This is a genomic window from Pantoea sp. M_10 (assembly GCF_008631515.1).
GTDB classification, from domain to species: domain Bacteria; phylum Pseudomonadota; class Gammaproteobacteria; order Enterobacterales; family Enterobacteriaceae; genus Pantoea; species Pantoea anthophila.
Genome location: NZ_VWUL01000002.1, coordinates 572,422 through 598,914 on the forward strand (window position 1 = coordinate 572,422; position 26,493 = coordinate 598,914).

22 protein-coding genes and 1 pseudogene are annotated in these 26,493 nt (G+C 59.1%); 5 read left to right on the forward strand and 18 right to left on the reverse strand.

The annotated features are described in order from the left end of the window. The first annotated feature begins 467 nt into the window (after positions 1-467). The 4 genes and pseudogenes from F3I47_RS09505 (at position 468) to F3I47_RS09520 (ending at position 6,907) form a co-directional block, all read left to right on the forward strand. Positions 468-1,598: an efflux RND transporter periplasmic adaptor subunit gene (locus F3I47_RS09505; protein ID WP_047063006.1), complete on the forward strand. Its 1,131-nt coding sequence runs from the start codon at positions 468-470 to the stop codon at positions 1,596-1,598. Then, positions 1,595-4,678 (forward strand): efflux RND transporter permease subunit, encoded by a 3,084-nt coding sequence (locus F3I47_RS09510; protein ID WP_047063008.1) that lies wholly within the window; start codon positions 1,595-1,597, stop codon positions 4,676-4,678. Before F3I47_RS09505 ends, F3I47_RS09510 begins: the two co-directional genes overlap by 4 nt. Before the next feature lie 402 nt (positions 4,679-5,080). Then, a pseudogene (locus F3I47_RS09515) lies at positions 5,081-5,773 on the forward strand (MipA/OmpV family protein). Positions 5,774-5,944: 171 nt separating this feature from the next. Further along, on the forward strand, positions 5,945-6,907 hold the full coding sequence (locus tag F3I47_RS09520; protein ID WP_047955838.1) for an MBL fold metallo-hydrolase: 963 nt from the start codon (positions 5,945-5,947) through the stop codon (positions 6,905-6,907). Between the two features lie 139 nt (positions 6,908-7,046). Here F3I47_RS09520 and F3I47_RS09525 read toward each other — a convergent pair whose 3' ends face one another. The 8 genes from F3I47_RS09525 to F3I47_RS09560 form a co-directional block, all read right to left on the reverse strand. After that, entirely contained in the window at positions 7,047-8,081 is a 1,035-nt protein-coding gene (locus tag F3I47_RS09525) for a hypothetical protein (protein ID WP_047955837.1), read from the reverse strand. Positions 8,082-8,233: 152 nt separating this feature from the next. Next, complete coding sequence (locus F3I47_RS09530; RefSeq protein ID WP_047063014.1) at positions 8,234-8,851, reverse strand: membrane integrity-associated transporter subunit PqiC; 618 nt, start codon at positions 8,849-8,851, stop codon at positions 8,234-8,236. Then, positions 8,848-10,509 (reverse strand): intermembrane transport protein PqiB, encoded by a 1,662-nt coding sequence (locus F3I47_RS09535; RefSeq protein WP_047955836.1) that lies wholly within the window; start codon positions 10,507-10,509, stop codon positions 8,848-8,850. Before F3I47_RS09535 ends, F3I47_RS09530 begins: the two co-directional genes overlap by 4 nt. After that, on the reverse strand, positions 10,506-11,129 hold the full coding sequence (locus tag F3I47_RS09540; RefSeq protein WP_047063016.1) for a paraquat-inducible protein A: 624 nt from the start codon (positions 11,127-11,129) through the stop codon (positions 10,506-10,508). The genes F3I47_RS09535 and F3I47_RS09540 overlap by 4 nt, the downstream gene beginning before the upstream one ends. Further along, positions 11,126-11,785, reverse strand: a complete 660-nt coding sequence (locus F3I47_RS09545) for a paraquat-inducible protein A (protein ID WP_047955835.1) — start codon at positions 11,783-11,785, stop codon at positions 11,126-11,128. The genes F3I47_RS09540 and F3I47_RS09545 overlap by 4 nt, the downstream gene beginning before the upstream one ends. A gap of 18 nt (positions 11,786-11,803) precedes the next feature. Continuing rightward, on the reverse strand, positions 11,804-13,351 hold the full coding sequence (locus tag F3I47_RS09550) for a DHA2 family efflux MFS transporter permease subunit (protein WP_072208238.1): 1,548 nt from the start codon (positions 13,349-13,351) through the stop codon (positions 11,804-11,806). Positions 13,352-13,371: 20 nt separating this feature from the next. Next, on the reverse strand, positions 13,372-14,532 hold the full coding sequence (locus tag F3I47_RS09555; protein WP_047063019.1) for an HlyD family efflux transporter periplasmic adaptor subunit: 1,161 nt from the start codon (positions 14,530-14,532) through the stop codon (positions 13,372-13,374). Positions 14,533-14,546: 14 nt separating this feature from the next. Continuing rightward, positions 14,547-15,983, reverse strand: coding sequence for an efflux transporter outer membrane subunit (locus tag F3I47_RS09560; protein ID WP_193067290.1), 1,437 nt, complete (start codon positions 15,981-15,983; stop codon positions 14,547-14,549). Positions 15,984-16,043: 60 nt separating this feature from the next. Here F3I47_RS09560 and F3I47_RS09565 point away from each other — a divergent pair, with 60 nt between their 5' ends. Then, positions 16,044-16,694 carry a TetR/AcrR family transcriptional regulator gene (locus tag F3I47_RS09565; RefSeq protein WP_052768068.1) on the forward strand — a complete coding sequence of 217 codons (651 nt, stop codon included), beginning with the start codon at positions 16,044-16,046 and terminating at the stop codon, positions 16,692-16,694. 371 nt (positions 16,695-17,065) lie between these two features. Here F3I47_RS09565 and F3I47_RS09570 read toward each other — a convergent pair whose 3' ends face one another. The 10 genes from F3I47_RS09570 to F3I47_RS09615 all read right to left on the reverse strand — a co-directional run bounded on the left by F3I47_RS09570 (position 17,066) and on the right by F3I47_RS09615 (position 26,472). Further along, a complete protein-coding gene (locus tag F3I47_RS09570; protein WP_047063021.1) occupies positions 17,066-17,995 on the reverse strand; it encodes an NADP-dependent oxidoreductase in 930 nt (309 codons plus the stop codon). Between the two features lie 25 nt (positions 17,996-18,020). Continuing rightward, positions 18,021-19,370, reverse strand: coding sequence for an alpha/beta fold hydrolase (locus F3I47_RS09575; protein ID WP_223812791.1), 1,350 nt, complete (start codon positions 19,368-19,370; stop codon positions 18,021-18,023). Next, positions 19,315-20,184, reverse strand: coding sequence for an aldo/keto reductase (locus tag F3I47_RS09580; protein ID WP_047063023.1), 870 nt, complete (start codon positions 20,182-20,184; stop codon positions 19,315-19,317). Before F3I47_RS09580 ends, F3I47_RS09575 begins: the two co-directional genes overlap by 56 nt. Positions 20,185-20,238: 54 nt before the next feature. Continuing rightward, positions 20,239-21,483: a S9 family peptidase gene (locus F3I47_RS09585; RefSeq protein ID WP_080346974.1), complete on the reverse strand. Its 1,245-nt coding sequence runs from the start codon at positions 21,481-21,483 to the stop codon at positions 20,239-20,241. 52 nt (positions 21,484-21,535) lie between these two features. Beyond that, entirely contained in the window at positions 21,536-22,210 is a 675-nt protein-coding gene (locus tag F3I47_RS09590; protein WP_047063024.1) for a TetR/AcrR family transcriptional regulator, read from the reverse strand. A 111-nt stretch (positions 22,211-22,321) separates the two neighbouring features. Then, positions 22,322-23,149 (reverse strand): biotin-dependent carboxyltransferase family protein, encoded by an 828-nt coding sequence (locus tag F3I47_RS09595; RefSeq protein ID WP_223812790.1) that lies wholly within the window; start codon positions 23,147-23,149, stop codon positions 22,322-22,324. Beyond that, positions 23,130-24,020 carry an allophanate hydrolase subunit 1 gene (locus F3I47_RS09600; protein WP_047063026.1) on the reverse strand — a complete coding sequence of 297 codons (891 nt, stop codon included), beginning with the start codon at positions 24,018-24,020 and terminating at the stop codon, positions 23,130-23,132. Before F3I47_RS09600 ends, F3I47_RS09595 begins: the two co-directional genes overlap by 20 nt. After that, on the reverse strand, positions 24,010-25,407 hold the full coding sequence (locus F3I47_RS09605) for an acetyl-CoA carboxylase biotin carboxylase subunit (RefSeq protein WP_047955834.1): 1,398 nt from the start codon (positions 25,405-25,407) through the stop codon (positions 24,010-24,012). The genes F3I47_RS09600 and F3I47_RS09605 overlap by 11 nt, the downstream gene beginning before the upstream one ends. 16 nt (positions 25,408-25,423) lie before the next feature. Further along, on the reverse strand, positions 25,424-25,675 hold the full coding sequence (locus F3I47_RS09610; protein WP_047063028.1) for an acetyl-CoA carboxylase: 252 nt from the start codon (positions 25,673-25,675) through the stop codon (positions 25,424-25,426). 29 nt (positions 25,676-25,704) lie between these two features. Continuing rightward, positions 25,705-26,472 carry a 5-oxoprolinase subunit PxpA gene (locus tag F3I47_RS09615; protein WP_200900453.1) on the reverse strand — a complete coding sequence of 256 codons (768 nt, stop codon included), beginning with the start codon at positions 26,470-26,472 and terminating at the stop codon, positions 25,705-25,707. Positions 26,473-26,493 lie beyond the last annotated feature (21 nt).

A 26,493-nucleotide genomic window follows, 5' to 3' on the forward strand; every position in this document is an offset into this window, starting at 1 on the left:
GTGGCACAGACACGATCAGCACCACTTCGGGGTTCTCTGGCGCCAGGTTCTTGTGAGAGCCAGACCTGTGGGGAGATGCCCCTGCGACAGAAGAAGTGGCCCGCAGTGAGCCTGATGCGCGCAACGCCAATGACGTGAGTTCCCTGACGGCTATGTTCCCCGCGTGGCTGGATGCGGATACCTCTCTCCAGACCGCCGATGCGTCTGCAGTTGCGCGCACGCGAACGAAGTCCGGTATAAGGCGGATGTAATCACCTTATTCGGGCAGGAAGGCCCGGGTTGACAGCTCAGGGGCGCGCAGGAAAGCGCCATCGCCGCTGCTTACGATCGCACCCATCCCGGGTCTCCTTGTGCGCGCCGCAGGGAACCCGCCGTTATGGGCCGCAGTACCGCAGCCCACAACGACTGAGCAAATGGACGACGCTCCGTCTGCCACCCCTGTATCGCCCGTAAGGAAAATTATCGCCATGAGTCAGGAACAAGAACACCGTAACCAGCCCACCCGGGGACACCTCCGGCGGCACCGGATCGCGTATTTCGTGGGGGGAGTGGCCCTCGTTGTGACGGCGCTGGCGATAGTCGTCGGCAGGGGCGATACGACGCTGGAGGAAGCGACTGCCGCGGCGACGCCGGCGCTGACCGTCACATGCACCATCCCCCGGGAAGTCTCGTGGCCCATAGAGATCAGGGCTTCGGGTGCGATTGCCGCATGGGAAGAAGCCAGCATCGGTGCTCAGATTGGTGGTTATCAGCTCATCGATGTTCGCGTCAATGTCGGCGATATCGTCAGGAAGGGACAGATTATCGCTCGTTTTGACCCGGATCTGTTGCTGGCGGAACGCGCGGAACTGAAAGCGAATGCCGATCAGGCTGCCGCCAACCGGCAGCGCGCGCTCGCGTTGCAAAGCAGCCGCGCGATGAGTGAACAGGACGTGCTCCAGCTGGTGACTCAATCCAGGACCGCGGATGCGCTGCTCGCTGCCAATCAGTTGCGGCTGCGTTACACCGACGTCACTGCGCCGGACGATGGTGTCATCAGCCACAGGACTGCAACGCTCGGCAGCGTCGTTACGGTGGGCCAGGAACTGTTTCGCATGATTCGCCGGGGGCGCCTGGAGTGGCGTGGCGAACTGACCGCCGAGCAACTCGCTCAGGTCGAGATCGGGCAGCAGGTAACATTAGACCTTCCCGACGGCAAGACAGCGAAGGCGACGGTTCGCCAGACCTCGCCGATTCTGGATAGCACCTCTCGCCTGGCCACTGTTTACGCCGACATCCACCCTGGAAGCACGGCACGGGCTGGTATGTACGCCAACGGCAGGCTCGGACTCGGGACAGAGCCGGCGCTGGTCGTGCCCGCCGAGAGCGTTGTCATCCGCGATGGGCGCAGCCACGTCCTGGTGCTGGCCGACACCAGTGCCACGTCCCGCGTGTCGCTGCGAAGCGTCAGCGTCGGCCGGCGTAATGGCCGTGAGGTCGAGGTCACCGAGGGGCTTGGCAAGGACGAGCGTGTTGTTGTCCGGGGAGCCGGCTTCCTCAAGGATCGCGATCTGGTCCGGGTTTCGCAGGGGCAGCCTGCTGGGGCGGGCAGACCATGAATTTCGCTACCTGGTCCATTCGCAATCCGATCCCCTCGATCCTGCTGTTCGCACTGCTGGCACTCGCAGGGCTATGGGGGTTCCAGAAGCTGCCTACGCAGGATCTTCCAGACCTTGATCTACCAATGGTCACGGTCATGCTGACGCAGCCGGGGGCGGCTCCTGCGCAGCTGGAGACGGAGGTCGCGCGCAAGGTCGAGGATTCACTTGCGACCTTGAGTGGTTTGAACCATCTGCGCACATCGATCACGGATGGTTTGGTTTCAATCCAGGTCGAATTCGTGCTGGAGAAGAACCTGTCGGACGCGCTGATCGAAACCAAGAACGCGGTTGACAGCATCCGGTCTGATCTGCCGGATGATCTTCTGCAACCGACCGTCAGTGCTTCCACGAGCGTAGGTTCGCCCGTTCTGACCTACGCCATATCGTCGTCCCGGCTTAATGAGGAGCAGCTTTCGTGGTTTGTGGATGACACCATTGCCAAGACTATTTTCTCGCTTCCCGGAGTCGGTCGGTTCGAGCGGCTTGGCGGAATCGAACGTGAGGTTCGGATTGAGCTCGATCCGTCGCGCATGTCTGCCCTCGGCATCACGGCGGCGGATGTCTCCCGTGCACTGCGCCAGGTTCAGCAGGAATCTTCCGGCGGCCGTGGTCAGCTTGGCGGCCAGGAGCAGTCGGTTCGCACGATTGCCACGGTTCGCCAGGCATCGGAGCTTGCGGACCTGCGAATCGCGTTGTCCAACGGCAAGAGCTTCAGGTTGGACCAAATCGCGACCATCGTCGATGGTCAGGCCGACCCCACGCAGGCGGCCCTGCTCGATGGCGAGCATGTGGTCGGCTTCAGCGTGTACCGCGCCAGGGGCTTTGACGAGGTACGGCTGGCCGAGGGCGTTCGCGAGGCCCTGGCCGGCCTTCAACAGGCCGACCCGGCGCTCAGCCTGACTGAGATTTCGGGGTCGGTCGGCCAGACGCTTGAGCAGTATGAGGGCTCCATGGCGATGCTGTACGAGGGGGCCATCCTCGCGATGATCGTCGTCTGGCTGTTCCTGCGCGACTGGCGGGCGACGCTGATAGCCTCGACCGCTCTGCCGCTGTCCATCCTTCCGGCATTCGCGGCCATGGCCTGGCTGGGCTTCACGCTCAACACCGTGACGCTGCTGGCGCTGGCGGTGATCGTCGGCATCCTGGTCGATGACGCCATCGTGGAGATCGAGAACATCGAGCGCCACCGGCACAGGGGCAAGTCGGTCCGGGAAGCCGCAGAGGACGCCGTGACCGAAATTGCCCTGGCGGTGATGGCGACCACAATGAGCCTGGTGGTCGTCTTCCTACCGACGGCCATGATGAGTGGTATCGGCGGCCTGGTGTTCAAACAGTTTGGCTGGACCGCCGTGATCGCCGTGCTCGCTTCGCTGCTGGTGGCGCGCCTGCTCACACCCATGATGGCGGCCTACCTGCTCAAGCCCGAGCCGATCCCCGAGAAGGAAGATGGCCGGGTCATGCGCTGGTACATGGCAACGGCGCGCTGGTGCCTGAAGCATCGCAAGACGACCCTGAGCGGAGCGGTCATCTTTCTCGCGGCTTCGCTCGCCCTGGTGCCTTTCATCGAGACGGGCTTTATCCCCGCCTCTGATAGCGGCAGCACGACCCTGAGCATCGAATTGCCGCCAGCCAGCTCGCTGGAGGACACGTTGGCGGTCGCCGGGTCGGCCCGCAAAGCCATCGGCGATGTTGACGGCATCGCCCATGTTTTCGCCACGGTGGGCAAGGCGCAAAGTGCCGGCCCCGGTGGGGCGCAGGCGGGCGAAGTTCGGCGCGCGTCGCTCACGCTCACGCTGGGGCCGCGTAATGATCGCCCTTCGCAGCAGGTCATCGAGAAAGCCGTGCGGGAACGCTTGCTCGATGTTCCCGGGGCGCGCTTTGCCATCGGCGGCGGCGGGCCGGGCGAAAAGCTTACGATCATCCTCGCCAGCGACAATGCCGAGGCACTTAAGGCGAGCGCGGATGCGGTGGAAGCCGAACTGCGCGACGTCAAGGGCCTTACTGGCATTGCCTCGACGGCCAGCCTGGAGCGCCCGGAGATCATCATCCGTCCCGACCCGGAGCGCGCCGCCGAGCGCGGCGTGACGACCGAGGCGATCGGGGACGTAGTGCGGGTGGCAACCAGAGGCGATTTCGACGCTCAGGTGGCGCGCCTGAACCTCGACAACCGCCAGGTCTATATCCGCGCGCGCATTCCCGATGCCGCGCGGCAGGACATCGACACGCTCGGCAACATGCGCGTGCCGGGGCGCGACGGGTCGGTGCCGCTGGCAAGTGTCGCCAGCCTGACTGTGCAAAGTGGCCCCGCGCAGATCGACCGCCATGACCGTCTTCGCAACGTCACCATTTCGGCCGATTTGGGAGGTACCGCGCTCGGGACGGCGCAGGCGGCTGTGGCCAACCTGACTTCGATCAAGTCCCTTCCGTCCAGTGTGAAGGTGATTGAGGCCGGCGACGCGGAGATCGTTGCCGAACTCGGCGGGGGCTTTGCCATGGCGCTCGTGGTCGGTGTTTTGTGCATCTACTGCGTTCTGGTGCTGCTGTTCAGGGATTTCCTTCAGCCCATCACCATCCTCTCTGCCATTCCTCTGTCCATAGGTGGCGCGTTCCTCGCGCTTCTGGTCACGCGCAGCCAGTTGAGTGTGCCTTCGATGATCGGTCTGGTGATGCTTATGGGTATCGTCACCAAGAACTCCATCCTGCTCGTCGAGTACGCGGTTATCGGTATACGCGAGCGCGGATTGCCTGTTCACGAGGCGCTGCTGGATGCGTGCCACAAGCGTGCCCGTCCCATCGTGATGACCACCATCGCGATGATCGCCGGCATGTTGCCTATCGCGCTGGGGTTAGGTGCGGATTCTAGCTTCCGCCGGCCGATGGCCATGGCGGTTATCGGCGGCCTTATCACATCGACTGCCTTGAGCCTGCTGGTCGTGCCAGCCGTGTTCCTGTATGTGGACAGGATCGAGAAATGGCTGGCATCGCTTGGTTTTTTTCGACACACCGTACGCGCTACCGCTGACGAGGTTGAGCGATGACGCAACTAACCTCGTCACGACTCAACAGTCCTGCAATTCACTCGTCACATCGAAACTTGATGCGCAGCGCCTGCACTGACCCGTGCGGGACGACCCAGTGTCGTCCGGACGGTATGGAAATCAGGCAGACGGTGCAGTGCGGCCGTCTGCTGGTGATGGTCCGCGAACTCATCGAGATGGCCCGATGGCGTGGTCCGCGAGCTGCCATTCCCCAGTACAGGGGAGGCATTTTCACGTTTTCCTTAAAAGGGATCAATCATGTCATCTCGTCCTCAATGCGCAGTCCGCCTGCGCCGGCAGCCGTCTTACGCTGCGCTACCGATCCTGGTCGCTGGCATTTTTTCAACACCCGTTGCATGGGCTCAGACCGACGATACGAATAAGTCGGCGAGAGGTCAGGCGATGCCCGAAGCCGGACGCAGTGAACCGACGTGGGGGATTGGCGTTGCCGGTGGCATACAGTACCGCGTCTACCGCGACTTCGACGACCGCGTTCGAGGCTTGCCAATGATTACCTATGAGAACAAATGGATTCAGGTGGCCGGGCCTGTCCTGGACGTCAAGCTTCCGTCGGTCGGGCCGGTGTCATTCAGGCTGCGTGGTCGGTACATCGGGGAAGGCTTCGATTCGGGCGATTCCCCATATTTCGCGGGCATGCGCGATCGAGACTCCAGTTTCTGGCTCGGCGCCGCCGCCATCTGGCGTACCGGCATTGCCAATTTCTCTGCTGAAGTGCTCACGGATGCCATGAGCAACAGCGGGGGGATGCGGACGACGCTGCAGATCGACAGGCGATTTACCGCAGGCACAATCGGGCTGGCCCCGCGGCTGGCGGCCGAGTGGGTGGATGGCGAGTACGTGGACTATTAATACGGCGTAAGGTCAGACGAGGCACGGAGCTGGCGCCCGGCCTACGGCGGTAGTTCCGCGCTCAATACCGAAATCGGGCTTCGCGTGGACTGGCAGCCCGTGTCCAGTCACACCATGTTCCTCGACATGGGCGCCAAGCACATGGGCAGCTCGATCCGCAACAGCCCGCTGGTGGAAAAGAGCACGCAGTATGGCCTTGGTCTCGGCTACCTCTATCGGTTCTGAGAAGCGATTGATGGCATCGCCCGTTGTTGGCGTTTGCCGGGTATCGCATTCGACTCGAAATGAGGGGGATGCAACGTATTGGGAAGGTCTTCTGGAACACCGATTGGTGTGTTCATCGAGCGACTCATGCCATAGGCGTTCATCCTCATCGTCAATGTGGAAGGGGTGGCTATGGCAATTTTCGGCAAATCCAGACGTTTCAGGAATCTTGACGGGAGCGAAGCTCCCGGCACCGTGGTGCCGGCATTTCGGATGCTGGTCGTCGATAGTCTTGCAGGCCGGGGCCGTGGTGTACCGAGAAAGGCTTCGGTGCCGTGTGTGGTGCCCGATCTCGTCGCGATCGCCACTCCACCGGGCACGGGTGAAGGCGCGCGCCTGACCTGGATCGGGCATGCGAGCTGGCTGGTGCAGATCGAAGGGAAGTCGTTCCTCGTCGATCCGGTCTTCGGTGAGCTTGCCCTGGGGCCAGGGGGGCGGAATGTTCCGGCTGGCCTGCGCCCCGAGGATCTGCCATCCATCGACGCGGTGCTGATCAGTCACAACCACTACGACCATCTCGACCTTCCATCCGTGAAGAGCGTCGATGCCCCGGTGATCGCCGGCCTGGGCATGGCGTCGTTCCTCGCAAAAAAAGGGATTTCCGCAAGCGAGTTGGACTGGTGGCAGTCCATCGACATCGGCCCCGTGAGGGTGACTTTCGTGCCCGCCCAGCACTACAGCCGTCGCGGCTTGACCGACGTAAACGAAACGCTGTGGGGCGGATTCATTCTCGAGGGAGCTTCCGCCTGCATCTACCATTCGGGCGATACGGGCTACTTTGACGGGTTCCGGGAAATCGGCCGCCGTTTCCCGGTGATCGATGCTGCACTTTTGCCCATCGGCGCCTATGAGCCGTCCTGGTTCATGCGCCGCCAGCACATGAACCCCGAGGAGGCTGCCCGGGCCTACAGGGATCTTGGTGCCGGGTGCTTCTTCGCCATGCACTGGGGGACTTTCAAGCTGACCTACGAGCCGCTAGACGAACCGCCGGTTCGCCTGGCAGCAGAGTGGGAGCGCCTTGGACTTCCCGCATCGGAAAAGCGGGTTCTTGCCGTTGGCGAAACCGCGGACGTGTGGCGTTATCCGAATGACTAATCTCATACCCGCCGGGCAGTCAGCGCATTGTCGTACAGACAGAAAATGAGTAAGGCCTTGACGATTTCCGCTGGCAGCCCGGTCCCCACGCTTTCTTGGCGGAAGCCTGGGTGGATCCTGCAAGCCCTGGCGTCCCACGCTAGTCTGGCAATGCGGTATGCACCTGACGTAAATCCACCCGGCCGATTGTCCCCCTGATGCGTCCCAGCCACAGGGTGCCCTGAATTTCGACTGCGCCGCTCGCCAGAGGAAAATCCGCGCAGTCAACCAGCGGCTGCACGCTCATTGTTTGTGGGTCAATGCGTAGCACGCGCGCATTCCCGCACGCAGCACCTTCCTTCCCGGAGAAATACTCAACGATTTCCCGTAGGGTGCCTTGCTGGCCCGCGAGCAAAAGACTACCGTCCGGCGCCCAGTGTACATTGTCGCTGTGGAAACCGGTTTGAATTACATGTTTCTTCGCGGCACCGGCTCTGAACGAAAAGCGGTTAAAGGTCTGGCGGACAGAATCTGCGTAGTAGAGCCATTCTCCGTCAGCCGACGTTTCGATTCCGTTCGGCATCAGGTCGCCTCCGGTATCGACCTTGCTCCATCCGGAACGGGAACTCCAGGCCAGCACCTCACCGATGCTGCGCCCACCCTCGATTTCCTCGAAATTCAGCGCACGACCTCCCTTCTTGGGGATGGGCAGCGTGGTCTGCGTCATCACGAATCCGTCGGGCATTGGTGCGACCCCGTTGCCGGTCACAGAACCCGGTGTAAGCACGCAACCCCGCCAGTGGATGCGGGGCAGAACGTCACGGGTATCGACAGTGAAAATCTCCACGGATTCGCGGACGCCGTGATGCACGACGAGGAGCTGGTGGACACCGTTCGCGCCACGACGAATGGTGAGTCCGTGTGGATTGAAGCGCTCTGGCGGCCGGTCGGGCTGGCCGTGAAAGGTGTGCGCGTCGAAGCGTACCTGCGCCTCCGGAGAGGGATAAAGGGCACGGATTGCATGCGTGGATGTGTTCACCAAATCCAGTCGCCCTTCGCCATCGGGTGCCAACGCTCTCACGCTCACGATCAGCCAATGCGTGCCTGGAATTCCAGTCAGGTCTTCAGAGGCTTCGATTGATCCCACCGGCGCTACCTGCGTTGCACCGTTTGTCAGGTTCTTGGGTGTATCCATTGTCATTCAACCCTCAATGTTTATGGGGAGGTGGTTCAAGAAGGCGAGGTCCACCCTCTCGCGATTGCGGATGCTGTCTATCAATCTACTATCGTCGGACTCCCGATCACATCCTCCGTCGATCACGGGCAGGACGCGCAATACTCCCGGGGTTACTCCTGTGGGTCCACGCAAGCTGCCTGACGAGAATGTGCCCAGGCTCGTGCATCTGTCGCTATCCTCCTGGCTAACGCAGCGACCAGTCGTTGTTGGGCCTGAACCATTTCCGGATAGCCTCCTGGCGCGGGCTCATCCAGATAGCCCCGGCAGACCAGCCGTGGCTTTCCCGCCTCATTCGCGAATCCCAAACTCCAGTCGGCATCAAGCTGAACCCGTTGTCCGGGCCAGGCATCAAACCGACGCAACTGGAGTTTGATTCTGAGTACAGGCCTGGCAGAGGTCTGTGGCAGCCCGGCCACATCCTGGGTGGCCAACTCATGCGTCAGTACTGACGATAAGGCACTACGAATTTCGTCATCCAGCGGGCCAGTCCAGCGCTCGTTATCAAGGACAACGGCACCAGCGGCGCCCTGTCGTACGACCAGTTGTGACTGATCGTTCTGTGACGGGATACCGACCGGCAATACATCAACCATGAAGGGGGCCGGTGGCTTCGTCGTTATTGTTTCCCCGGACGGTGCGAGAAGTGAGTAGTAATGTACTGGCGGAGACGCGCAGGCATTCAGAAAGAAGACCGGCACGAGAAGCCCAGAAAAACGGTAACTTTTCATTGATGCGATTCCTGTTGACTTACTGTGTTGTCTTTTCCTGTGGCAGGAGGCGAGGGAGATTCCGGGCGTCCGCGCAACAGTGATTCAGGATGCCGGCCAAGCATGTCTGTCAGCACCCGTAGTGAGCGAGATACCCGCTGAACTTCCTGTAGCGTCTGGCCCAGGTTTTGCTGTAATGGCGCATCTTCGGCCAGCACACCTTGTGCCGCACCAAAGGCCTGCCGGGCCTGCAGCAGGGTCTGCGTGGTTTGCGGTAACGTCTGGCTGTTGACTTGCTTAAGGGTCTTGTCAAGTTCTGCTAATGTGCTGTCGAGGTTTCGCCCGATTGAGTCGAGGGGCATCTTCTCTATCTTGCCGACGATGCTGGCCACCTGCCCCTGCAACTGATCGAAACTGCCGTTGATTGTGGGAACGCTTAGTGGGCGTGCCGATATGTCTATGGTTCTTTTCGGTGCATCCGGAACAAATTCCAGCGAAACATAGAGCTGTCCGGTCAGCAGATTTCCTGATCTCGCCTGCGCGCGCAGGCCATGTTCGACCAGTTCTCTCAGAAATTGAGCGGCTTGTTGCTCTGTATTTGTACCAGGCAATTTATCCAACAGACGCCCAAGACGTTGTGGATACACCACGATGCCAACGGTTGTGGGGAATCGGAGCGTACTTGGATCGTAGTCGAGGTTTATTGATACCACCCTGCCCAGATCCATCCCCGAGAATTGAACCGGAGCACCTACAGATAAACCGCGTAGTGCCTGGTCGAAGCGTAGCTGGACGAACTGCTCCGGCCCGTCGGGTTCAGCCATGGCGCTGGCTTGATCCGGTGCAAGACTGAACTGGGTATTTTCAGGTGCCTTTTGCGTGTGATCTTTGCCGCGTGCAGAGGCGGCGAAAGCAATTCCTCCCGCCACAATTGTGGCCACGGATTGCGTTTTGAGCTTGAGTCCGTCAGCACCCAGCGAAACATCCATCCCACTGGCATTCCAGAATCGGGTATCGGTAGTGACAAAGCTGTCGTAGGGTTTGTCGATGAAGACCTGCAGGCTGACGTGATTACCATCATCATCAAGCTTGTAGGAGGCTACCCGGCCCACCTGGATACGCCGGAAGTAGACCGGCGAGCCAACATCCAGCGACCCCAGATCTTCGGTATGCAGGACAAATGACTTTCCGGGCATACCACCAATAACCGTTGGCGGCGTTTCAAGGCCAGTAAAGACTTTGCTGGATGCATGTTCCGATCCAGCATCCGCCGCAATATAGGCGCCGGAGAGAAGTGTGTCGATGCCTGATATACCGCCGGTGCCAATACGCGGGCGCACGACCCAGAACCGCGTGTCGCTGCGGGTCAGACTTTCCGCGCTCCTGGCCAACGAGACCGTGGCGGCAACGTGCGAGCCGTCGTCGCTGAGTGTGATTGCCGTTACTGTGCCCACGGTCACGTCCTTGTACTTGACCGGTGTTTTGCCTGCCTCCAGTCCTGCCGCTGTACGGAAAGCTATAGTGATTTCAGGACCAGCTGACAGCCAGGTATGCGCCAGCATTGACAGCCCGACCAGTGCAGCGATGGCTGGTACCAGCCATACCAGGGAAATACGCCAGCGACGGCGGGCCACTGCAGGATTGCCGGGCTGGTGGATATGTTCGGGTTCGTTATTCATTCCGGTTTATCATCCCATATCAGACGGGGGTCGAAGGTCATAGCTGAGAGCATGGTAAGGATCACCACCACGCCAAAGAAGAAGATGCCAACTCGTGGCTCGATATCACTCAGGCCCTGGAACTTGACCAGCGCGGCAACTACAGCCACCACCAGTACGTCGAGCATTGACCAGTAGCCGATCACCTCAACGAGCCGGTAGAGTCTGGCTCGCTCGCGTCTCGCCCAGTTACTGCGTCGTTGTGAAGTTATCAGCAGCAGTGTGAGGACAAGAAACTTGGTGCAGGGAACTGCCACGCTGGCAATGAAAATCACCAGAGCGATGCCATAAGACCCGGATTTCCAGAACTCGATAGCGCCGTTCATGATGGTGCTACCGCTGCCACTGCCGAGTAGGCTGGTATACATAACCGGCAGCACGTTGGCCGGAATGTAGAAAATCAAGCCAGCGATCAACAAGGCCCAGGCCCGCACAATGCTGTCGGGGCGCCGACGATGCAGTGATGCGCCGCAGCGAGGGCAGTGTACGTGCTTCGTTTCGTCGAGCTTGTCCTGGCAAACGAGTCTACAGATATGGCAGCCGATGACACCCAGGTGGCACGCGCGGGGAGGCAGATTCATGTGCGGCCCGCCTGCCGTTGCTGGTTGTATTCGGTCAGCTCCCACAGCCAGTGGATATCGCGGCTCGCGATCAGCGTAATCAGCAGCACTAACACGGCCGTGGCCCAGATCCCCGGTCCGGGTGCTACCTGGAGGAAACTTGACAGTTTGATGACCGCCACCAGAATGCCGAGCAGACCGACCTCAATCATGCTCCAGGGGCGCAACGCGACCAGCATCCGCATCGCCTGCGCGAAGCCTGGCGCACGCCGACCAGTGCGGGCAAAAGCCAGCACCCAGGCCAGCAGAGTGATCTGTAGAAGTGGTGCCACGATGATTGATATTGCAGTTGGTACTGCAATGGGAGCGCCAGGTCCGTAGGCGAGCGCCGCCGTCGACTGCCAGAGCGTGGTCTCGTTGTGCAACCCCTGCATACTGATGCGAACGACCGGGCAGACGTTGGCGATCACGAACACGATTGCTGCGGCGACGGTCAGCGCCAGCCAACGATCGACATCCAGACGGTTGGCGCGATAGAGGATGGCAGTACATTGCTCGCAGCGTGCAACCTCGCCCGGGGCCAGCGCGATGCGCCGGTACACCCTGTCGCAGTGCTCGCAGACAACGAGGTCTGGAAACACGATGAGTTTAGCGGAGAGACTCAGTTTCTTTGCCATGGTTTTATGCCCTGTTGTTTAGTGACCGCCGCTCATGTCGATGGGTCCCTTTGGTTTTGGAGAGAACCAGATTAATGCGGCGGCGAAGGCGAAGCAGAAAGCAATCGCAGCGAACATGTTGAGTGTTGCGAGCATGACGCTCTGGCCCTCAACGATGCTGCTCAGCGTAGATGTGGCAACCTCTCTCGACATTCCACTGGCCATCATGCTGTCGAGGGTGGTTTGTCCCTGAGTCATCGCGCTTGCCAGTTCAGTCTGGTTCTCACGTGTCGCGTTGGCCCACCCGGTCTGAACTATTGAAGTCGCAAACGCGCCGGCGAGCGTTCGCATGAAATTTGAGATCCCGGCCGCGTCGGCCTGTTCTGCTGTTGTGACGCTCGCCATACACAGACCGGTTACAGGGATGAAAAACATCATCAGGAATGGGCCCGTCAGCAGCATCGGCCAGGCCATCTGAATGAAGGTAATATCCGGCGTGAATCCCACCCGCCACGCAGATATGCCACCAAGTCCCAGCAATCCGACCGATACAATCAGCCGTGGATCGAGCCTTGCCGCTACCTGACCGATGATGGGGGAACTAATTACTGCGAGAATCCCCATGATCCCGGTGGCATATCCTGCCCACGTGGCGGTGTAGCCCATGTTCTGCTGCAGCCAGAGCGGGATCAGAACAATACTGGCGAAGAACGCACCAAACGCAACCGAGTAGGTAATGGAAGCCGCAACGAAGCCGCGATGGCGAAACACGTGCAGATTAACGATGGGATTCTTTTCGGTCAGTTCCCACATCAGGAAGGCGACAAAGCCGATTACTGCAATCACTGCAAGCACGCGGATTTCTGTTGCAGCGAACCAGTCATGGTTGCGGCCTTCATCAAGCATGATTTGGAGCGCACCGACCCACACAATAAGCAGGCCAAGACCCACTACATCAATCGGAGACCGGGTGACCGTTTCCTGCTGGCCTCGCATCAGGTACAGAAGTCCTAGGCCACCGGCGGCAGCAATTGGCACATTGATGAAGAATATCCACTCCCACCCGACGTTATCGGAGATCGTGCCGCCAAGAATGGGACCGGCGATCGGTGCGACTGTGGTTGTCATCGCCCATATGATTGTCGCGATTGTCGCCTTCTCAGGTGGGAAGATACGCAGCAGAAGGGTCTGCGAAAGGGGAATGATCGTGCCACCGGCCAAACCCAGGAATATGCGCCCGGCGACGAGCATGCCAAGCGTGCCCGACAGGCCACACACTAGCGAGAGCACGCCGAAGGCCAGATAAGAGGTAATGAACACACGATAACCACCGAAGCGGCGCATGAGCCACCCGGTAAGCGGCACAGTGATCGCTTCGGCCACTGCGTAGGAGGTGATAACCCAGCTTGCCTGGCTGGACGAGACCCCTAACCCGCCGGCGATATGGGGGATCGAGACGTTGGCGATAGTGGTATCCAGCACGACCAAAAAATTGCCCAGCCCGATCAGGATAGCGGCGAGGATGAGTTTCCCGCCCCTTAATGACCGGGCGGCTGGATTTTCATGCTGAGAGATGGAATCAACCATTATCGTCTGGTTCCTCACAATCAGTTGGAGACGTCGATATCGGCGGTCATAGACAGACCGACACGAAGAGGATGCTCTGCAAGCTGTTGGGGATCGAGTGCAATCCTTACTGGCAGGCGCTGGACGACCTTGATCCAGTTGCCGGTTGCGTTTTGCGCCGGCACTACAGAAAAGGCCGAGCCGGTACCGCCGGAGAAACCGACGACTTTGCCGTCATACTTAACGCTATTACCGTAGAGGTCTGAGGTGAGCTTAACCGACTGGCCTGGCTTAACCTTCCTGAGTTGACCCTCCTTGAAGTTGGCGTCCACATAGCTGGCGTGGATCGGGACCACGACCATCAGCATTGCGCCAGGCTGCACACGCTGACCAACCTGCACCTGGCGACGGGAGATGATCCCATCAACGGGTGCACGAAGAATGGTGCGTTCGAGGTCGACCTGAGCCTGCTCCCGTGCAGCACGTGCTGCCAGCACCTCGGGATTGGTGTCAGGTGTACTCTTGTCTATAAGTGCCCGGTTGGCGTCACGGCTCCCGATGGCAGTGGCACGATTGGCCGCGGCCTGCGTACGGGCTGCTTCAGCAACTCTCAGACTGGCGAGCGCAGTGCTGTAGGCATTGCGCGCTGTGGTCAACTCTTCGCCTGAGACGGAGCCCGACTCAGCCAGGGCGTTGCGGCGGTCAAGATCGATTTTCGCTCTGGCAAGATCAGCCTGTGCAGAAGAGACCTGCGCCTGGGCGCGCACTTCGTCGGCAGCCCGTGCCGCTATTTGCGCGTCAAGACCGCCATCCGTGGCGATAAGACCGCGCACGCGGCGTTCAGTCAACGCCAGCTCAGCTTCGGCGCGCTTTAGCGCTATCCTGGCATCCGTATCGTCCAGTCGAACGAGAACATCCCCCTGTTTCACGTGCAGCGCATCATCCACCAGGACTTCGCGCACAGGCCCCCCAATCAGAGGGGTCACCTGAGCGATATTAGCCCCGACGTAGGCATTGTCGGTTTCAGCATGGCGGGATGCGACGAAAAGATCATATGCGTAATAGCCACCCCCGAGCGTAGCGACGCTCGCCAGCAGGGCCAGAAATAGCCGCTTTCGCCTGGCGTTTTGCGCTCTGCTATCCGCAGCAGTATTGTTGGCAACGGGAACATCTTGTTCAATGGTATTGGTGGATTCAGACATGGCTCGGATTTCCTTTATGCGCGATAGCCGCCACCGAGCGCACGGATGAGGGCGATCTTGAGGACAAGGGCGCGGCTTTTCAGAGACGCGACCGTGCGGCGGGTGCTGATGAGGGCGTCTTCGGCAGCCAGCACATCAAGATAGGTCGCAAGGCCGCCGCGATAACGATTGCTGGCAACGAACCATGCGGCACTGGCAGAGCGCTCTGCTTCCTGTGCGTGTTCAAGCCGCAGGTCCAGCGCGCGTGTGCTTGTGGCTGCATCAGCCACATCTCGCAGCGCCTGCGTTAATGCGCCGTCATATTGGGCGACGGCCACCCGGTAATCGGCTTCGGCGGCACGGTACTGTCCGCGCAAACGCGCGCCGTCGAAGATCGGCAAGCTGATGGCCGGGCCGACTGTTCCAAAATCGGACCCTGACTCAAACACATTTCCGATGCCGAGAGCCTGCAGGCCAATCAGACCTGTCAGATTGACGTTTGGATAGAAGGCCGCCCTGGCTTCCTTGATCTGGCTCGCAGCAGCTTCTGCCCGGAGCCGTGCGGCAATGATGTCAGGGCGTCGTCCGATTAATTCGGCCGGTAGATTGGCTGGCAGGCCGAAGCTGCCAGTAATGGTCGCGCCCGGACGCGCTATAGTCAGTCCGCGATCAGGGCCAGCCCCAATCAGTGCTGCAATCCGGTGACGAGTGAGGGAGAGGGATTCATTCTGTTCAGCCAGATCGCCCTGAGCTGTGGCGAGTGCTGAACGGGCGCGCTCAACCGCACCTTTATTTTCCAGCCCTTGCTTATTACGACCCTCTATCAGTTCCAGTGTGCGCTTACGCACTTTAATAGCATGTTCGGCGGCATCATGTTCGGCGTAATCTCCGGCCAGATCTCCGTAGGCGCTGGCGATGCCTGCTGACACAGCCAGACGAGTGGCCGCAGCTTCGGCACCTGTTGCTTCGGCTTGTGAACGCGCTGCTGCTAATGCCGCCCGGTTGCGGCCCCAGAAGTCGAGCTCCCAGGTAAGATTGAGGGTTGTCTGACCATAATCACGCCAGCCCTCGGGCAGCCCACTTGCCGGGGAAAGATAGTTGTAGCTTTGCTTGGTCGATCCGACCTCACCATTTGCTGTGATGGCGGGAAGCAACCTGCTCCGGGTCTCCTGAACCAGTGCTTCGGCACGGGCAAAACGTGCTGAAGCCACGCGCAAATCGGTCGCTCCCTTCAACCCCTCGGTGATCAGTGCATTGAGCTGGGCGTCGCCAAATTCTTCCCACCAGCGATCCGAGGGCCAGGCCCTCCCGGGTGCGGAAAAGCTTGTAGCACTCGCGAAGCTTTCTGGTCCTGCAGGCACCACGTCATTTTTTTGTGGCAGGGGAGCACAGCTGCTTAGCATGAGCACAACCACAAAGGCGGTGACACCTCCCGACGCCGTGGTCCGCCATTGGAAATTTGATGACCCCATAACATGCCCTACATAACCATACTGTACGGTCATTTTAGATATATGTTCTTGCAGGTGTCAATGCAAAATCGTACAGTGCTGTATGAAAAAGTGAGGTTTCGAATGAGAGTAAAGACAGACGATCGGCGTAAGGCGATCCTTGATGTGGCAATCGAGGTATTTCGCGATGTCGGTTATGCGCGCGCCAGCATGGCGATGATCTCAGCGCGGATCGGAGGATCGAAAGGCACCCTGTATGGCTACTTCAAATCCAAGGAAGCGTTATTCGCTGCTGCCATGATGGCAGTGATGGAAGAACAAGCAGATGAGATTATGGGACTGCTTGATCTGTCCGAGCCGGATGTTTCACTGGCACTTCGGCGTTTTGGTGAGGCCCTGCTTGCTTTGCTGACTTCTGCAGATACGCTTGCCATCATGCGAGCTGCCATTGCCGAAGGCGCAAGTTCTACGCTGGGAGCCACGCTCTACGAGATGGGGGCCGGGCGGGCGTGGGAACATATGACAAACTATATTGCCCGTCAGCAGGAGAATGGTGTGATTCGTCCGGTAGACGCCCGCGTTGCCGCGGCGCATCTAAAGGGTTTGCTCGAAATCGGATTTATTGAACCGTTGTTATTTGGTGCTCAACCCTGGTTTACGCCAAAGGAAGCTGTAGCAACAGCGGTCGATGCGTTCCTTCGGGCTTATGTCAGCAACGGCGGGGGACAGTAACTATTGTTCTCGGTCTGACCTTCTCATCGCAAAGTCCAAATCCAGAGCGATGGAGCACAGGTCACCACCGGCAACATGCTGCCCGGCTCCTTCGTCACGGCAAAGCAGGAGGCACTGATACCTGTGTCGCTGTAAAACCCGTATTCTCGTGCACCACTGGCGATCCGTGTACCTTGCCGCCCGGGCTAGGCTGGAGTCGTTTCGTTGCTTCAGTCCATGCGATATTGCTGTGGCATAGCTATACATGAACAATCTTGTTTAACCAGAGTCGCCATGTCCCGTCATGATCGCCACTGAGTTTCAGTTGATATCATGTTCGGCAATGGCCGTTTTCTGCCATTGCCGGGTTCCTGAGACAGGTCCGTCGCTGATTACATGATCAGCACAATCCGCCCGGCAGGCCGCCGGCCGAGTTCTGCGTTCCTGATGACAGTCAGCGCGTCGGTGAACGGCGCTTCCAGTCCAATGGATACATGGATTTTGCCTTCACAGGCCAGTCGGGCTATCTCCCGCAGGTTCCTGAATCCCCCTGTTGCGAACACCATCCGGTAGCGCCCTGAAATAAAGCCGCGCAGCATTCTGCCAGGTGTCGGATTAATGTCGATGAAGCGTCCCCCGGACTTCAGCATCGCCAGACCCTCGGCGACGTCGAGCGTGCCGAGCGTGTCGAACACCGCGTCGTACGGGCCATAAGCGGCGAAGGACGTTTTGTCCGGGTAGGTAAAGGCCGGGCGGACACCGGCCAGCTCCACGCTTGCCAGCGAGGCTTCGCCGCAGGCGCCGGAAACCTGTGCTCCACAGGCCTGAGCCAGTTGCACAGCACTGCTGCCGACCGCGCCGCTGCAGCCGTGAATGAATATCCGCGACTCGCTGCCAGCACGCGCTGCGCCCACAATGGCCGCCCAGGCGGTGGCGAATGGAATGGGTAAGCACGCAGCTTCACTGAATGACAGCGCGGCGGGCTTGGGGGCAACCAGCCTCGCGTCAGCATCGACGACCTCGGCAAACGCACCCTGCCTTTTGATTTCTACCGTGCCGAACACCTCATCGCCAACCCGGACGTCTGTCACGGCGGTGCCAACCTCGTCGACAATGCCTGCAAAGTCAGAGCCCATGCCCTGGGGAAACCGGTTGCCAGTAACGAACTTCATGACGCCACGGCGAATCTTCCAGTCGAGCGGGTTGATTGCTGCGGCCTTTACGCGCACGCGGACTCGCCGGGGTTCAAGGGCTGGCAGCGAATATTCTGCAAGCGACATTTCTTCGGGGCCGCCGTAGCGGCTGAACTGGACTCTCTTCATGGATGCCTCGTAATGACAATGGGATTTAGAACGTCACCGCGTCGCGCGGCGGAGTATTGATGTCGATGTCTTTGACGCTGGCAGCCGCCGGCCTTTCGGCAGAGGCATCAGCTGTCTGCGACCTGCCCAGAACGGTCGCCATAACCGAGTTCTGCCAGTTGAAATAGGGATTGAAAGTCAGCCGCGCGTGGACTTTTCCCTGCTCACGGTGGCCCCAGTCCGAATACCAGACCGGTACGCCTTGCTCGCAGGCCTGCGTGTCTTTTGCACTAAAGCCATTCAGGCAGATACGAATAATTCCGCCTTCGCCATACACGGGGTTGGCCGGGGCAAATGTCAGGCTCATGTGCGAAAACTGACTGATGCGCCATGCGGGGAGCCTGTCGGGACGAACTAGAACGCGTTGCATATCCACCAGACTGTCCGGTGCCTTGCCGTACCAGATCAGGCGGCTGTCCGGGTGTGTGAAGCGCCGCTGGAAAACGTCGAGCAGATAACCAGTATCCAGCACCGAGTCATGCCCGGCGACCGCCATGAATACCGGCCTGTCATAGGCCCGCTCTCGCAATAGCCGGCGCGCGTTGGCGCTGGTCCGGTAGAATTGTGCGAAACCGTTGGCCGGTACATTGAAGTATTTGACGGCATTCTGCATCGGAACGTTGCCGTCCGGTGTGATGAGCCAGGGCCTGATACGGGCTGCCAGTGGCGCAAGCCAGTCGAATGGCATGCTCTTGAACCCTGGCGAAAACAGCACCAGCCCTGCGATTTCTGGATGGGAGTAAGCGTAGTCGAGAGCCAGATTGGCGCCCGTGGAGAAGCCCCCCAGGTAGACTGGTCCTTCGACATCCTTCTGCAGTGCGTTGGCCTGTTCCCACACGACCTGCTGCCATTGCTCTGCTGTGGTTTGCAACAGATCCTCGGGGCGGGTTCCGTGTCCGGGGAGAAGCACCGTTCGCACGAGAAACCCTTGCATTGCCAGCGGCTGGCCAAGGTCCCGGAATGACCACGGCGAGTCGCCCAGGCCATGCACGAGCAGGATCCCTTTGCGGGGATAACTTCCTTTCTCCGACGACGCGGGTCGCCACTCCTGAGGTGTATTCCACGTCAGTTCGGCATCGTGGTCGGCAAGCTGAAAATGGCGACCAGCCTGTATATGTTGGATTGTTTCGCGTCGATAGTCCTCGAAGCTCACTGCTGCAGCGGGCGGGGCGCTCAGTTTTACGCTGGCGCAGCCGGTCAATATGCCCGCTGTAACAAGGGTCGCTGCGATCAGTATAAAACGGTGCCTCGGGTGGCCCGGTATCGTGCGGCAAACCGCTTCACGCGAGTTCGGCATGATCTTCTTCAGTGAGCCGGATGCCGCCAGCGGCGACATTCTCTTCAAGATGCCTGACCGACCCTGTGCCAGGGATTGCCAGCATGGCCGGTGAGGACGCCAGTAACCAGGCCAGCGCGGCCTGAACAGGCGTGGCACCGTGCCGCTTTGCCACTCGGGTAAGCCGCCCGTCGTCGATCTCGCCCACACCTCCGCCAAGCGGGAAAAACGGGCAGAAGGCGATGCCGGATTCTTCGCAGGTCTGCAACAGGCTCCGATCCTCGCGCCGGGCGAAGTGAAAGTTGTTCTGCACGGCCACGACCGGAGCGATGGCGCGGGCCTCATTGAAATGCCCGATATCGACATTGCTGATGCCGAGGTGGCGAATCAGGCCTTCTTCGCGAAGTGCGGCCAACGCCCCGAAGCGCTCTGCAAGCGACTCGCCGTGCGGTACCGTCATCTCACCGATGCGCAGGTACACCAGGTCGAGGCGGTTCACGCCGAGGCTTGCCAGGTTCTCCTCGACAAGCTTACGCATGTCTCCGCCCGTGGCGGGCCGGTGGCTGCCATCCGGGTTGAATACAACACCGACCTTGGTTGCAATCACCAAATTTGAAGGATAGGGATGCAGCGCTTCACGAATGAGCGCATTGGCTCGTACTACACCATCGGAGCTTTGGTAGAAATCGGCCGTGTCGATCAGGTTGACGCCAAGTTCAACCACGCGGCGCAGCACCGCGCGGCCGGTCTCCGGATCGCGAGCCGGACCGCGGAAACCATTGCAAGGCAGGCGCATGGCGCCAAAGCCGAGCCGGTTGATCGACAGATCCCCGCCGAGACGGAATTCAGGGGAGGGGGTAGCGGATGAGTCCATGTCATGCTCCTGGGAAAATTTGAGAAGACCACAAGGTTCAGCGAGACGCGCGATTTACCCGCGCCCAAGCCGGTCTGCAATCCGGTCGAAGATGAATTCGGTGGCCGTGGCATAGCCTCCTATCTGGCAGTGCGACTGCGCCGTCGAAGACTCATCGAACAACAGATACTCCTTGGGGCAATTCAAGGCGTCGAAGAACGGCCTGGCACCGTGGAAGACCTCGCCGGTTCCATCCAGCACCAGCGTTTCACAGGTCACCTGGTCCAGGATGGCTGAGTTGTCATAGGGCTGGAGGGCCTGCACTACATCTTTGATCGAGTTGGGCACGCCATGCTTCCAGGCGTAATCACTCACCAGATTCCGTAACTGATCAGGAAGCTCGGCCAGCGGCCGGTCGGCGAAACGCTCCAGCTGCGCGATGATTTGACGTCCCCAACTGATGTTGCCCGGATCAGTGATGCAGAGCTTGATACGTTTGTCGAACGCAGCCACGCGAGGCACCAGATAGCCACCGAAGCTCAGGCCCATCAGCGCGATATTGGAGGCGTCTATCTCCGTAAACTTCTCCAGCGCGAAGTCAATCAGCGGGCTGACAACCTTCTCCCAGTCGGGGCGGAAGGTCAGGTTGTTCAGACGCAGCGCGAACCCCTGGCCAGGGCCATCGTAGGTCAGGCAGTGAATGCCCCGCTGAAGCGCACCTTCGCAAACCCACCGGGTGTCCTCGGCCCAGGTATCCCGGCCCGGTGTGACGATGAGTAGCGGGGCTTTCTCGTCAGCATGAGGTGATCTGTAGAAATAGCCGGGAAGGAAGCTGCCTTCGTAGGGGATTTCGATGCGTTCGGCGGGATAGCCGGACAGAGAGATGTGTCGCTCGTAGCACGATGCGCTGGCGACTGCGTACTCCTTCATACGCTTGTCCCCGAAGTCGCTGAAATAAAGCAACGCGCAGCGCCAGTACGTCGAAGCGCGAAGGTAGGCACTGGCCGCGGTGACAGACCTGTTATTTCTGTCCGCATCTTCGGCCCTGTCTTGCAGCCGGGTCGCCAGCGCGGCCCAGGCACTGACCCAGGTCTCTTCGTCGCTGCCCCTGAGCTGGTGCACCACGTCCATGACCTCGCCGAAGTCGGTCATGCCATAGGGCATCAGGCCCAGGATGTGCTTGATCAGCGCATCGAGCAGCACGTTGTCGTTAAAGAAACTCGGTTGTGCCCAGTGTTTTTTTTCCGGGCTGGCAACTTTTACATTGGCCGCATTCGTATTAGCCTGCTCTTTTCCGGACTGACTACTTTGAGTATTCATACATTTCTACCTCCATTCTTCTTGCTGGTTGCTACGTGGTTAAAAAAATGTTTCATTTCTTACTGTCTTCGTCCGTTTGCCCACCCGCTGCGCCATGAAGAAAAATTTGTACAGCATGACCAACGATTTCCTCGATTTCAGCATCAGTCAATGTTGGTGATCGAAGTCCAGACGCAGCCTGAAGCTTGGTGTTAGCGGCCACCAGACTGACAAAATGTTCCGCCAGCGCTTTGGCGGGGACGTCGCGGCCTAATCCTTTTCCCGGCTGCTGTTGAGCGGCAATCCAGACTGAAAGAATTTGGATGGCTTTACCGTAGCTGACGTCCCACATAGCTCTGGCAACGTCCGGAAAGCGCCGGCCTTCATTGACCAGAAGTCGATGCAACGCAAGGGTGCGTGAAGACAGGGCAGATCTCAGTAGTTGCCGGCCAAGAACTGGCAGCACCTCGCCTGGCTCTCCGTCCGCGATGTTCAGTTGCTCCAGCGGCCTGGCAACCTCGGTACAGAGGTCGATCATTGCATGCCTGAAAAGACCTTCTTTTCCTCCAAAGTGGCTGTAAATGGTGCTTCGTGATCCACCAACACGCGCAATCAAGTCATCAACAGCGACTGCATCAAAGCCCCGTTCAAGGAACAACTCGGCGGCGGCCTCAGTCAGGTCACGGACACGTTGGGCTCCTCTGGCAGTTCTGTGCTTAGGAGCGGAGGTTCTTTCGTCAGCTACCATTTTATTCTTCCGGTCTGGATAGATATTTGTACTGTACTATACAGTACAAATAGCAGCAGTTCAAATGGCAAAGCGCAAGATTTTGGAAGGAGTAAGAGCGCAATCAGACTGTCAGGCAGTGAATGCAATGCCCACCGCATCGCGCAGCAGGACAATTGGCTCAAGCCCACCCGGTGCCTGAACGGAACCAATGGGGTAGCAGGCATCGACAATATTGGAGGGATCAGAGCCTGCGCCAAACGGTGGCGTCCGTGGGTTAAACGCCAGCGGCTGCCCGCCTTTCAGACGGTAGCCCGTGCGGTCGGCTTCGGTACTGACATACCAGTCGTCGGCAAAGAAGGTATCGACCGCGGCATCCGTCAGTCGGTGGATATAGAGGCCCGGTACCAGTCGCAGAGTGACGGATTTCTCCAGCACCGGCAGTAATGCCTCAGGAACAGTGTTCCCCTCGCGGCGGAAGCGATCTGCGTTTACTGGATGCACGTTCAACACATCATCCGCTGCCAGTCGCCGCCCCTGAAAGCCCCCCAGCGCCCCCAGCGTATAGGTCGAGCCGCTTCCCAGGACGCGCGGCACATCAAGGCCGCCAGCAATCGCCAGATAGCCACGGCATCCCTGGCGGGCCGGGGCAAAGCGCAGATGTTGCCCGGCGTGGATATACAGCGCGCTGTGCGCAGCAGCAGGTTGATTGTCAACGATCGGCGTCATCGCCGCGCCGCACACCGCGATCAGCGCATCGGTGGAAAAATGTAACTCCGGGCCGAGCAGCGTCATCTCCAGCACCGCATCATCGGCTGCGTTACCCACCAGCAGGTTCGCCATCTGCATTGAATACGGATCCAATGCGCCGGAGGGGGGAATGCCCAGGTGGTAATAGCCTTCACGCCCTGCATCCTGTACCGTGGTGGCAAGGCCAGGCTTAATCACATTGATGGTCATACAACCCCCTTTTCAATAACTGAGGATAGCCCTGCGGATCGGCGACAAAGTCTGCAAGCACAAATGTCACATCGCGAATGCGCGGGGAAAATATGCCTTTTTTCACCTGTTCGCTGATGTCGTCATAAGTCTGATGATCGATGGCGCGGAACTGCACAATGTCGCCCGCTTTGAAGAACACCATTTCGCTTTGCAGATACGGCAGACGTTGCGCCGGATCATAGATCGGCATTGGCGTGATACCAAACAGCTGATAACCGCCAGCGCCACGCACCGAGTAGATACAGCCGAAGCAGCCGCCATGACCGAGGGATAACCCGGGCGTATCGGTACGCGGGCGCAGGTATTTCGGTACCTGGAGCTGTTTGTCATGCCCGACCATCTGGTACATAAACGGCAATCCGGCGACAAAACCCACCATCGACACGAACCACGGCGTACCGCTGTGCGCGGCAATAAAGTCGTCTTTATCCGCATAACCGTTGATGTGTGCGGCATAGTCGAGGTCGCTGCCTTCCGGTGCCTGATGGCGATCGCGAAAACGCATTAACGTCTCGTGTGTCCACGGATCGTTGTACAGCACCGGCACCTCAATAATGCGTGTCGCCAGCGTTGCGTCGGCTTCGCTATCGGCTTCCAGCGCCTGCAACTTGTCGAGCAGCGTTTGCGGTGCCAGCACGTCCGGGTTAAAGCGTACCTGGAAAGAGGCGTTCGCCAGGCAAATATCCAGCACACCGGGGAGCTGGCATGCCTCCAGTGCCCGTGTCAGTGTCAGGCCGTGGAAAAAAGCATTTAACGACATTGACTGGTCAATTTCGGCAAAAAGATGCTCATCTCCGCCAAACGAGTAGCGAATCGGATTATTGGCCATAGCGCCTCTCCTGTAGCGGCGGCGTGGCTGCACTGTCGCGCTCCGCCAGCCACTGCTCAAGGGTGGTGGTGGTAAATTCTCCCGCCTGCAATTGCGGGTGTTGCAGCAGCCATTGATGCAGCGGGGCGGTGGTTTTGATGCCACGTAGTTCAAGCCCGCCGAGTGCCTGGCGGGCGCGGGCCAGCGCGTCGGCGCGATCGGGGCCCCAGGCAATTACCTTCGCCAGCAAGGAGTCATACCACGGGGGAACGCTGTAACCGCTGAAGACATGGCTGTCGACACGGATCCCTTCGCCACCCGGCCACACCACTGCGTCTATCCGGCCAGGGCAAGGGAAGAAGTTCTTGTCGGGGTCTTCGGCGTTAATGCGCATTTCGCAAGCGCTGCCGCTCAGGTGCACATCCGACTGCGCCAACGTTAGCGGTTCACCGTTGGCAATGCGTAACATCCACTGCACCAGATCGATGCCCGTTACCATCTCGGTTACCGGGTGTTCCACCTGGATACGGGTATTCATTTCAATGAACCAGAACTCGCCGCGCGTTTCATCAAACAGGTATTCCAGCGTGCCTGCCCCGCGGTAGCGTAGGTGCCGCGCCAGTTGCACTGCGCTGTCGCAGAGCGCGGCCCGCTGGGCAGGACTCAGGGCAGGCGAGGGCGCTTCCTCAAAGATTTTCTGCCGACGGCGCTGTAACGAGCACTCGCGGTCGAACAGGTGGATCACCCGCTCGCCATCGCCGAGGATCTGCACTTCAACATGACGGGCGCGGGCGATAAAACGCTCGAGATAGACTGCGCTTGAGCCAAAAGCGGCTTTCGATTCGCTCTGGGCAACGGGGAATTCCCGCGCCAGTGCCTCATCATTTTCTACCACGCGGATACCACGACCACCGCCACCGGCTGCGGCTTTAATCAGGCAGGGATAACCGATCTGGCTGGCGCGAACTTGCGCTGCCTGTACCGTTTCCAGCACCCGGGAGCCGGGAACGACCGGCACACCGGCTTCTGCTGCTGTGCGGCGGGCTGCGGCTTTATCGCCCATCACGCGAATGGTTTGCGCGTCGGGGCCGACGAAAATATACCCGGCCTGTTCAACCCGCTCGGCGAACTGGGCATTTTCCGACAGAAAACCGTAGCCAGGGTGGATCGCATTTGCACCGGTTTGCGCGGCGGCATCCAGTAAGGCATTAATGTTGAGATAACTGCGCGCGGCAGGTGCCGGGCCGATAATGCACACCTCATCGGCCAGTTTTGCCGCAAGGCTTTCGCTGTCCGCCTCGCTGCATGCCGCCACCGTTGGGATCCCCAGTGTTTGCGCAGCACGAATAATACGCACCGCTATTTCCCCACGGTTAGCGACCAATAATTTTTTTATTTTCCCCGTCATAAATCCTCCGCAGTGATTATTCGTTATCGGTTTTTATTATGGCGATCACCTGTCCGGGTTCGACGGCATCACCATTTTGTATGGTGATGGCGCTTATTATGCCGCGAGTCTCGGCGAATATTTCACTGAACTGCTTCATCACTTCAATTAAACCAATAATGGTATCGGGTTCGACTTTATCGCCATCCTTAACAAAAGGTGCAGCCTCCGGTGAGGGTTGCCGGTAAAAAATACCTGGCAATGGCGAAAAAATTTCAATATCAGACATCGTATTTCTCTCCAGATAAGCGGGAATGATTAAACCATACCCGGTGAGCAGACGTTTATACCTGCATTAATGAGCGCCATTTTTACCGAGCTGATAATTTCCAGTGCGCCGGGCGTATCACTGTGGATACAAATAGAATCGAAACGAATCGGGATGGTATTGCCGGTAACGGTTTTGACTTTCCCCTCCAGACAGGCCATTAACACTTTCTCGGTGATCGCCTGCACATTAAGACGTCCGGTACTGCGGGTGAAGACAATAAGCCCTTGATCGTCATACTCTCTGTCGGCGTAAAACTCGGTGACTACCGGATGCTCCAGCCGCTGCGCTGCCTGCCAGACGGCGGAGCCCGCCATGCAGTAAAGATAGAGGCCGGCGTCGAGTTGATGCAGGGCGGCAACAAAACATTGCGCTGCCGTTTCATCCCGCGCCAGGTGCATATATAACGCGCCGTGCGGTTTAATATGCTGTAATGGCAAGGAGTATAAACGTGCGAATTCCCGCAATGCACCCAGTTGGTAAATAATGTCGTTAACCAGTTCGTCCATCGGAATAGATAAATGGCGGCGACCAAATCCTTGTAAATCATTAAATCCCGGATGTGCGCCAATGGCTACGCCATTTTTTCTGGCCGACTCGACAGTTTTTCGCATAATACTGGGATCACCAGCGTGAAACCCGGTGGCAATATTGTCGGAGCTGATTATCGTCATAAGTTCATTATCAACATCATCGCCAATTATCCATGAGCCAAAACTTTCTCCTATATCGGAGTTGATATCGACCGTTTTCATCATAATAATTTCTTATTTCCGTTG

Excerpts from the sequence above, each read along its gene's own strand:
- F3I47_RS09505 (WP_047063006.1), top strand. The coding sequence starts at position 468 with ATGAGTCAGGAACAAGAACACCGTAACCAGCCCACCCGGGGACACCTC.
- F3I47_RS09510 (WP_047063008.1), top strand. The coding sequence starts at position 1,595 with ATGAATTTCGCTACCTGGTCCATTCGCAATCCGATCCCCTCGATCCTG.
- F3I47_RS09520 (WP_047955838.1), top strand. The coding sequence starts at position 5,945 with ATGGCAATTTTCGGCAAATCCAGACGTTTCAGGAATCTTGACGGGAGC.
- F3I47_RS09525 (WP_047955837.1), bottom strand. The coding sequence starts at position 8,081 with ATGGATACACCCAAGAACCTGACAAACGGTGCAACGCAGGTAGCGCCG.
- F3I47_RS09530 (WP_047063014.1), bottom strand. The coding sequence starts at position 8,851 with ATGAAAAGTTACCGTTTTTCTGGGCTTCTCGTGCCGGTCTTCTTTCTG.
- F3I47_RS09535 (WP_047955836.1), bottom strand. The coding sequence starts at position 10,509 with ATGAATAACGAACCCGAACATATCCACCAGCCCGGCAATCCTGCAGTG.
- F3I47_RS09540 (WP_047063016.1), bottom strand. The coding sequence starts at position 11,129 with ATGAATCTGCCTCCCCGCGCGTGCCACCTGGGTGTCATCGGCTGCCAT.
- F3I47_RS09545 (WP_047955835.1), bottom strand. The coding sequence starts at position 11,785 with ATGGCAAAGAAACTGAGTCTCTCCGCTAAACTCATCGTGTTTCCAGAC.
- F3I47_RS09550 (WP_072208238.1), bottom strand. The coding sequence starts at position 13,351 with ATGGTTGATTCCATCTCTCAGCATGAAAATCCAGCCGCCCGGTCATTA.
- F3I47_RS09555 (WP_047063019.1), bottom strand. The coding sequence starts at position 14,532 with ATGTCTGAATCCACCAATACCATTGAACAAGATGTTCCCGTTGCCAAC.
- F3I47_RS09560 (WP_193067290.1), bottom strand. The coding sequence starts at position 15,983 with ATGGGGTCATCAAATTTCCAATGGCGGACCACGGCGTCGGGAGGTGTC.
- F3I47_RS09565 (WP_052768068.1), top strand. The coding sequence starts at position 16,044 with ATGCAAAATCGTACAGTGCTGTATGAAAAAGTGAGGTTTCGAATGAGA.
- F3I47_RS09570 (WP_047063021.1), bottom strand. The coding sequence starts at position 17,995 with ATGAAGAGAGTCCAGTTCAGCCGCTACGGCGGCCCCGAAGAAATGTCG.
- F3I47_RS09575 (WP_223812791.1), bottom strand. The coding sequence starts at position 19,370 with ATGTCGCCGCTGGCGGCATCCGGCTCACTGAAGAAGATCATGCCGAAC.
- F3I47_RS09580 (WP_047063023.1), bottom strand. The coding sequence starts at position 20,184 with ATGGACTCATCCGCTACCCCCTCCCCTGAATTCCGTCTCGGCGGGGAT.
- F3I47_RS09585 (WP_080346974.1), bottom strand. The coding sequence starts at position 21,483 with ATGAATACTCAAAGTAGTCAGTCCGGAAAAGAGCAGGCTAATACGAAT.
- F3I47_RS09590 (WP_047063024.1), bottom strand. The coding sequence starts at position 22,210 with ATGGTAGCTGACGAAAGAACCTCCGCTCCTAAGCACAGAACTGCCAGA.
- F3I47_RS09595 (WP_223812790.1), bottom strand. The coding sequence starts at position 23,149 with ATGACCATCAATGTGATTAAGCCTGGCCTTGCCACCACGGTACAGGAT.
- F3I47_RS09600 (WP_047063026.1), bottom strand. The coding sequence starts at position 24,020 with ATGGCCAATAATCCGATTCGCTACTCGTTTGGCGGAGATGAGCATCTT.
- F3I47_RS09605 (WP_047955834.1), bottom strand. The coding sequence starts at position 25,407 with ATGACGGGGAAAATAAAAAAATTATTGGTCGCTAACCGTGGGGAAATA.
- F3I47_RS09610 (WP_047063028.1), bottom strand. The coding sequence starts at position 25,675 with ATGTCTGATATTGAAATTTTTTCGCCATTGCCAGGTATTTTTTACCGG.
- F3I47_RS09615 (WP_200900453.1), bottom strand. The coding sequence starts at position 26,472 with ATGATGAAAACGGTCGATATCAACTCCGATATAGGAGAAAGTTTTGGC.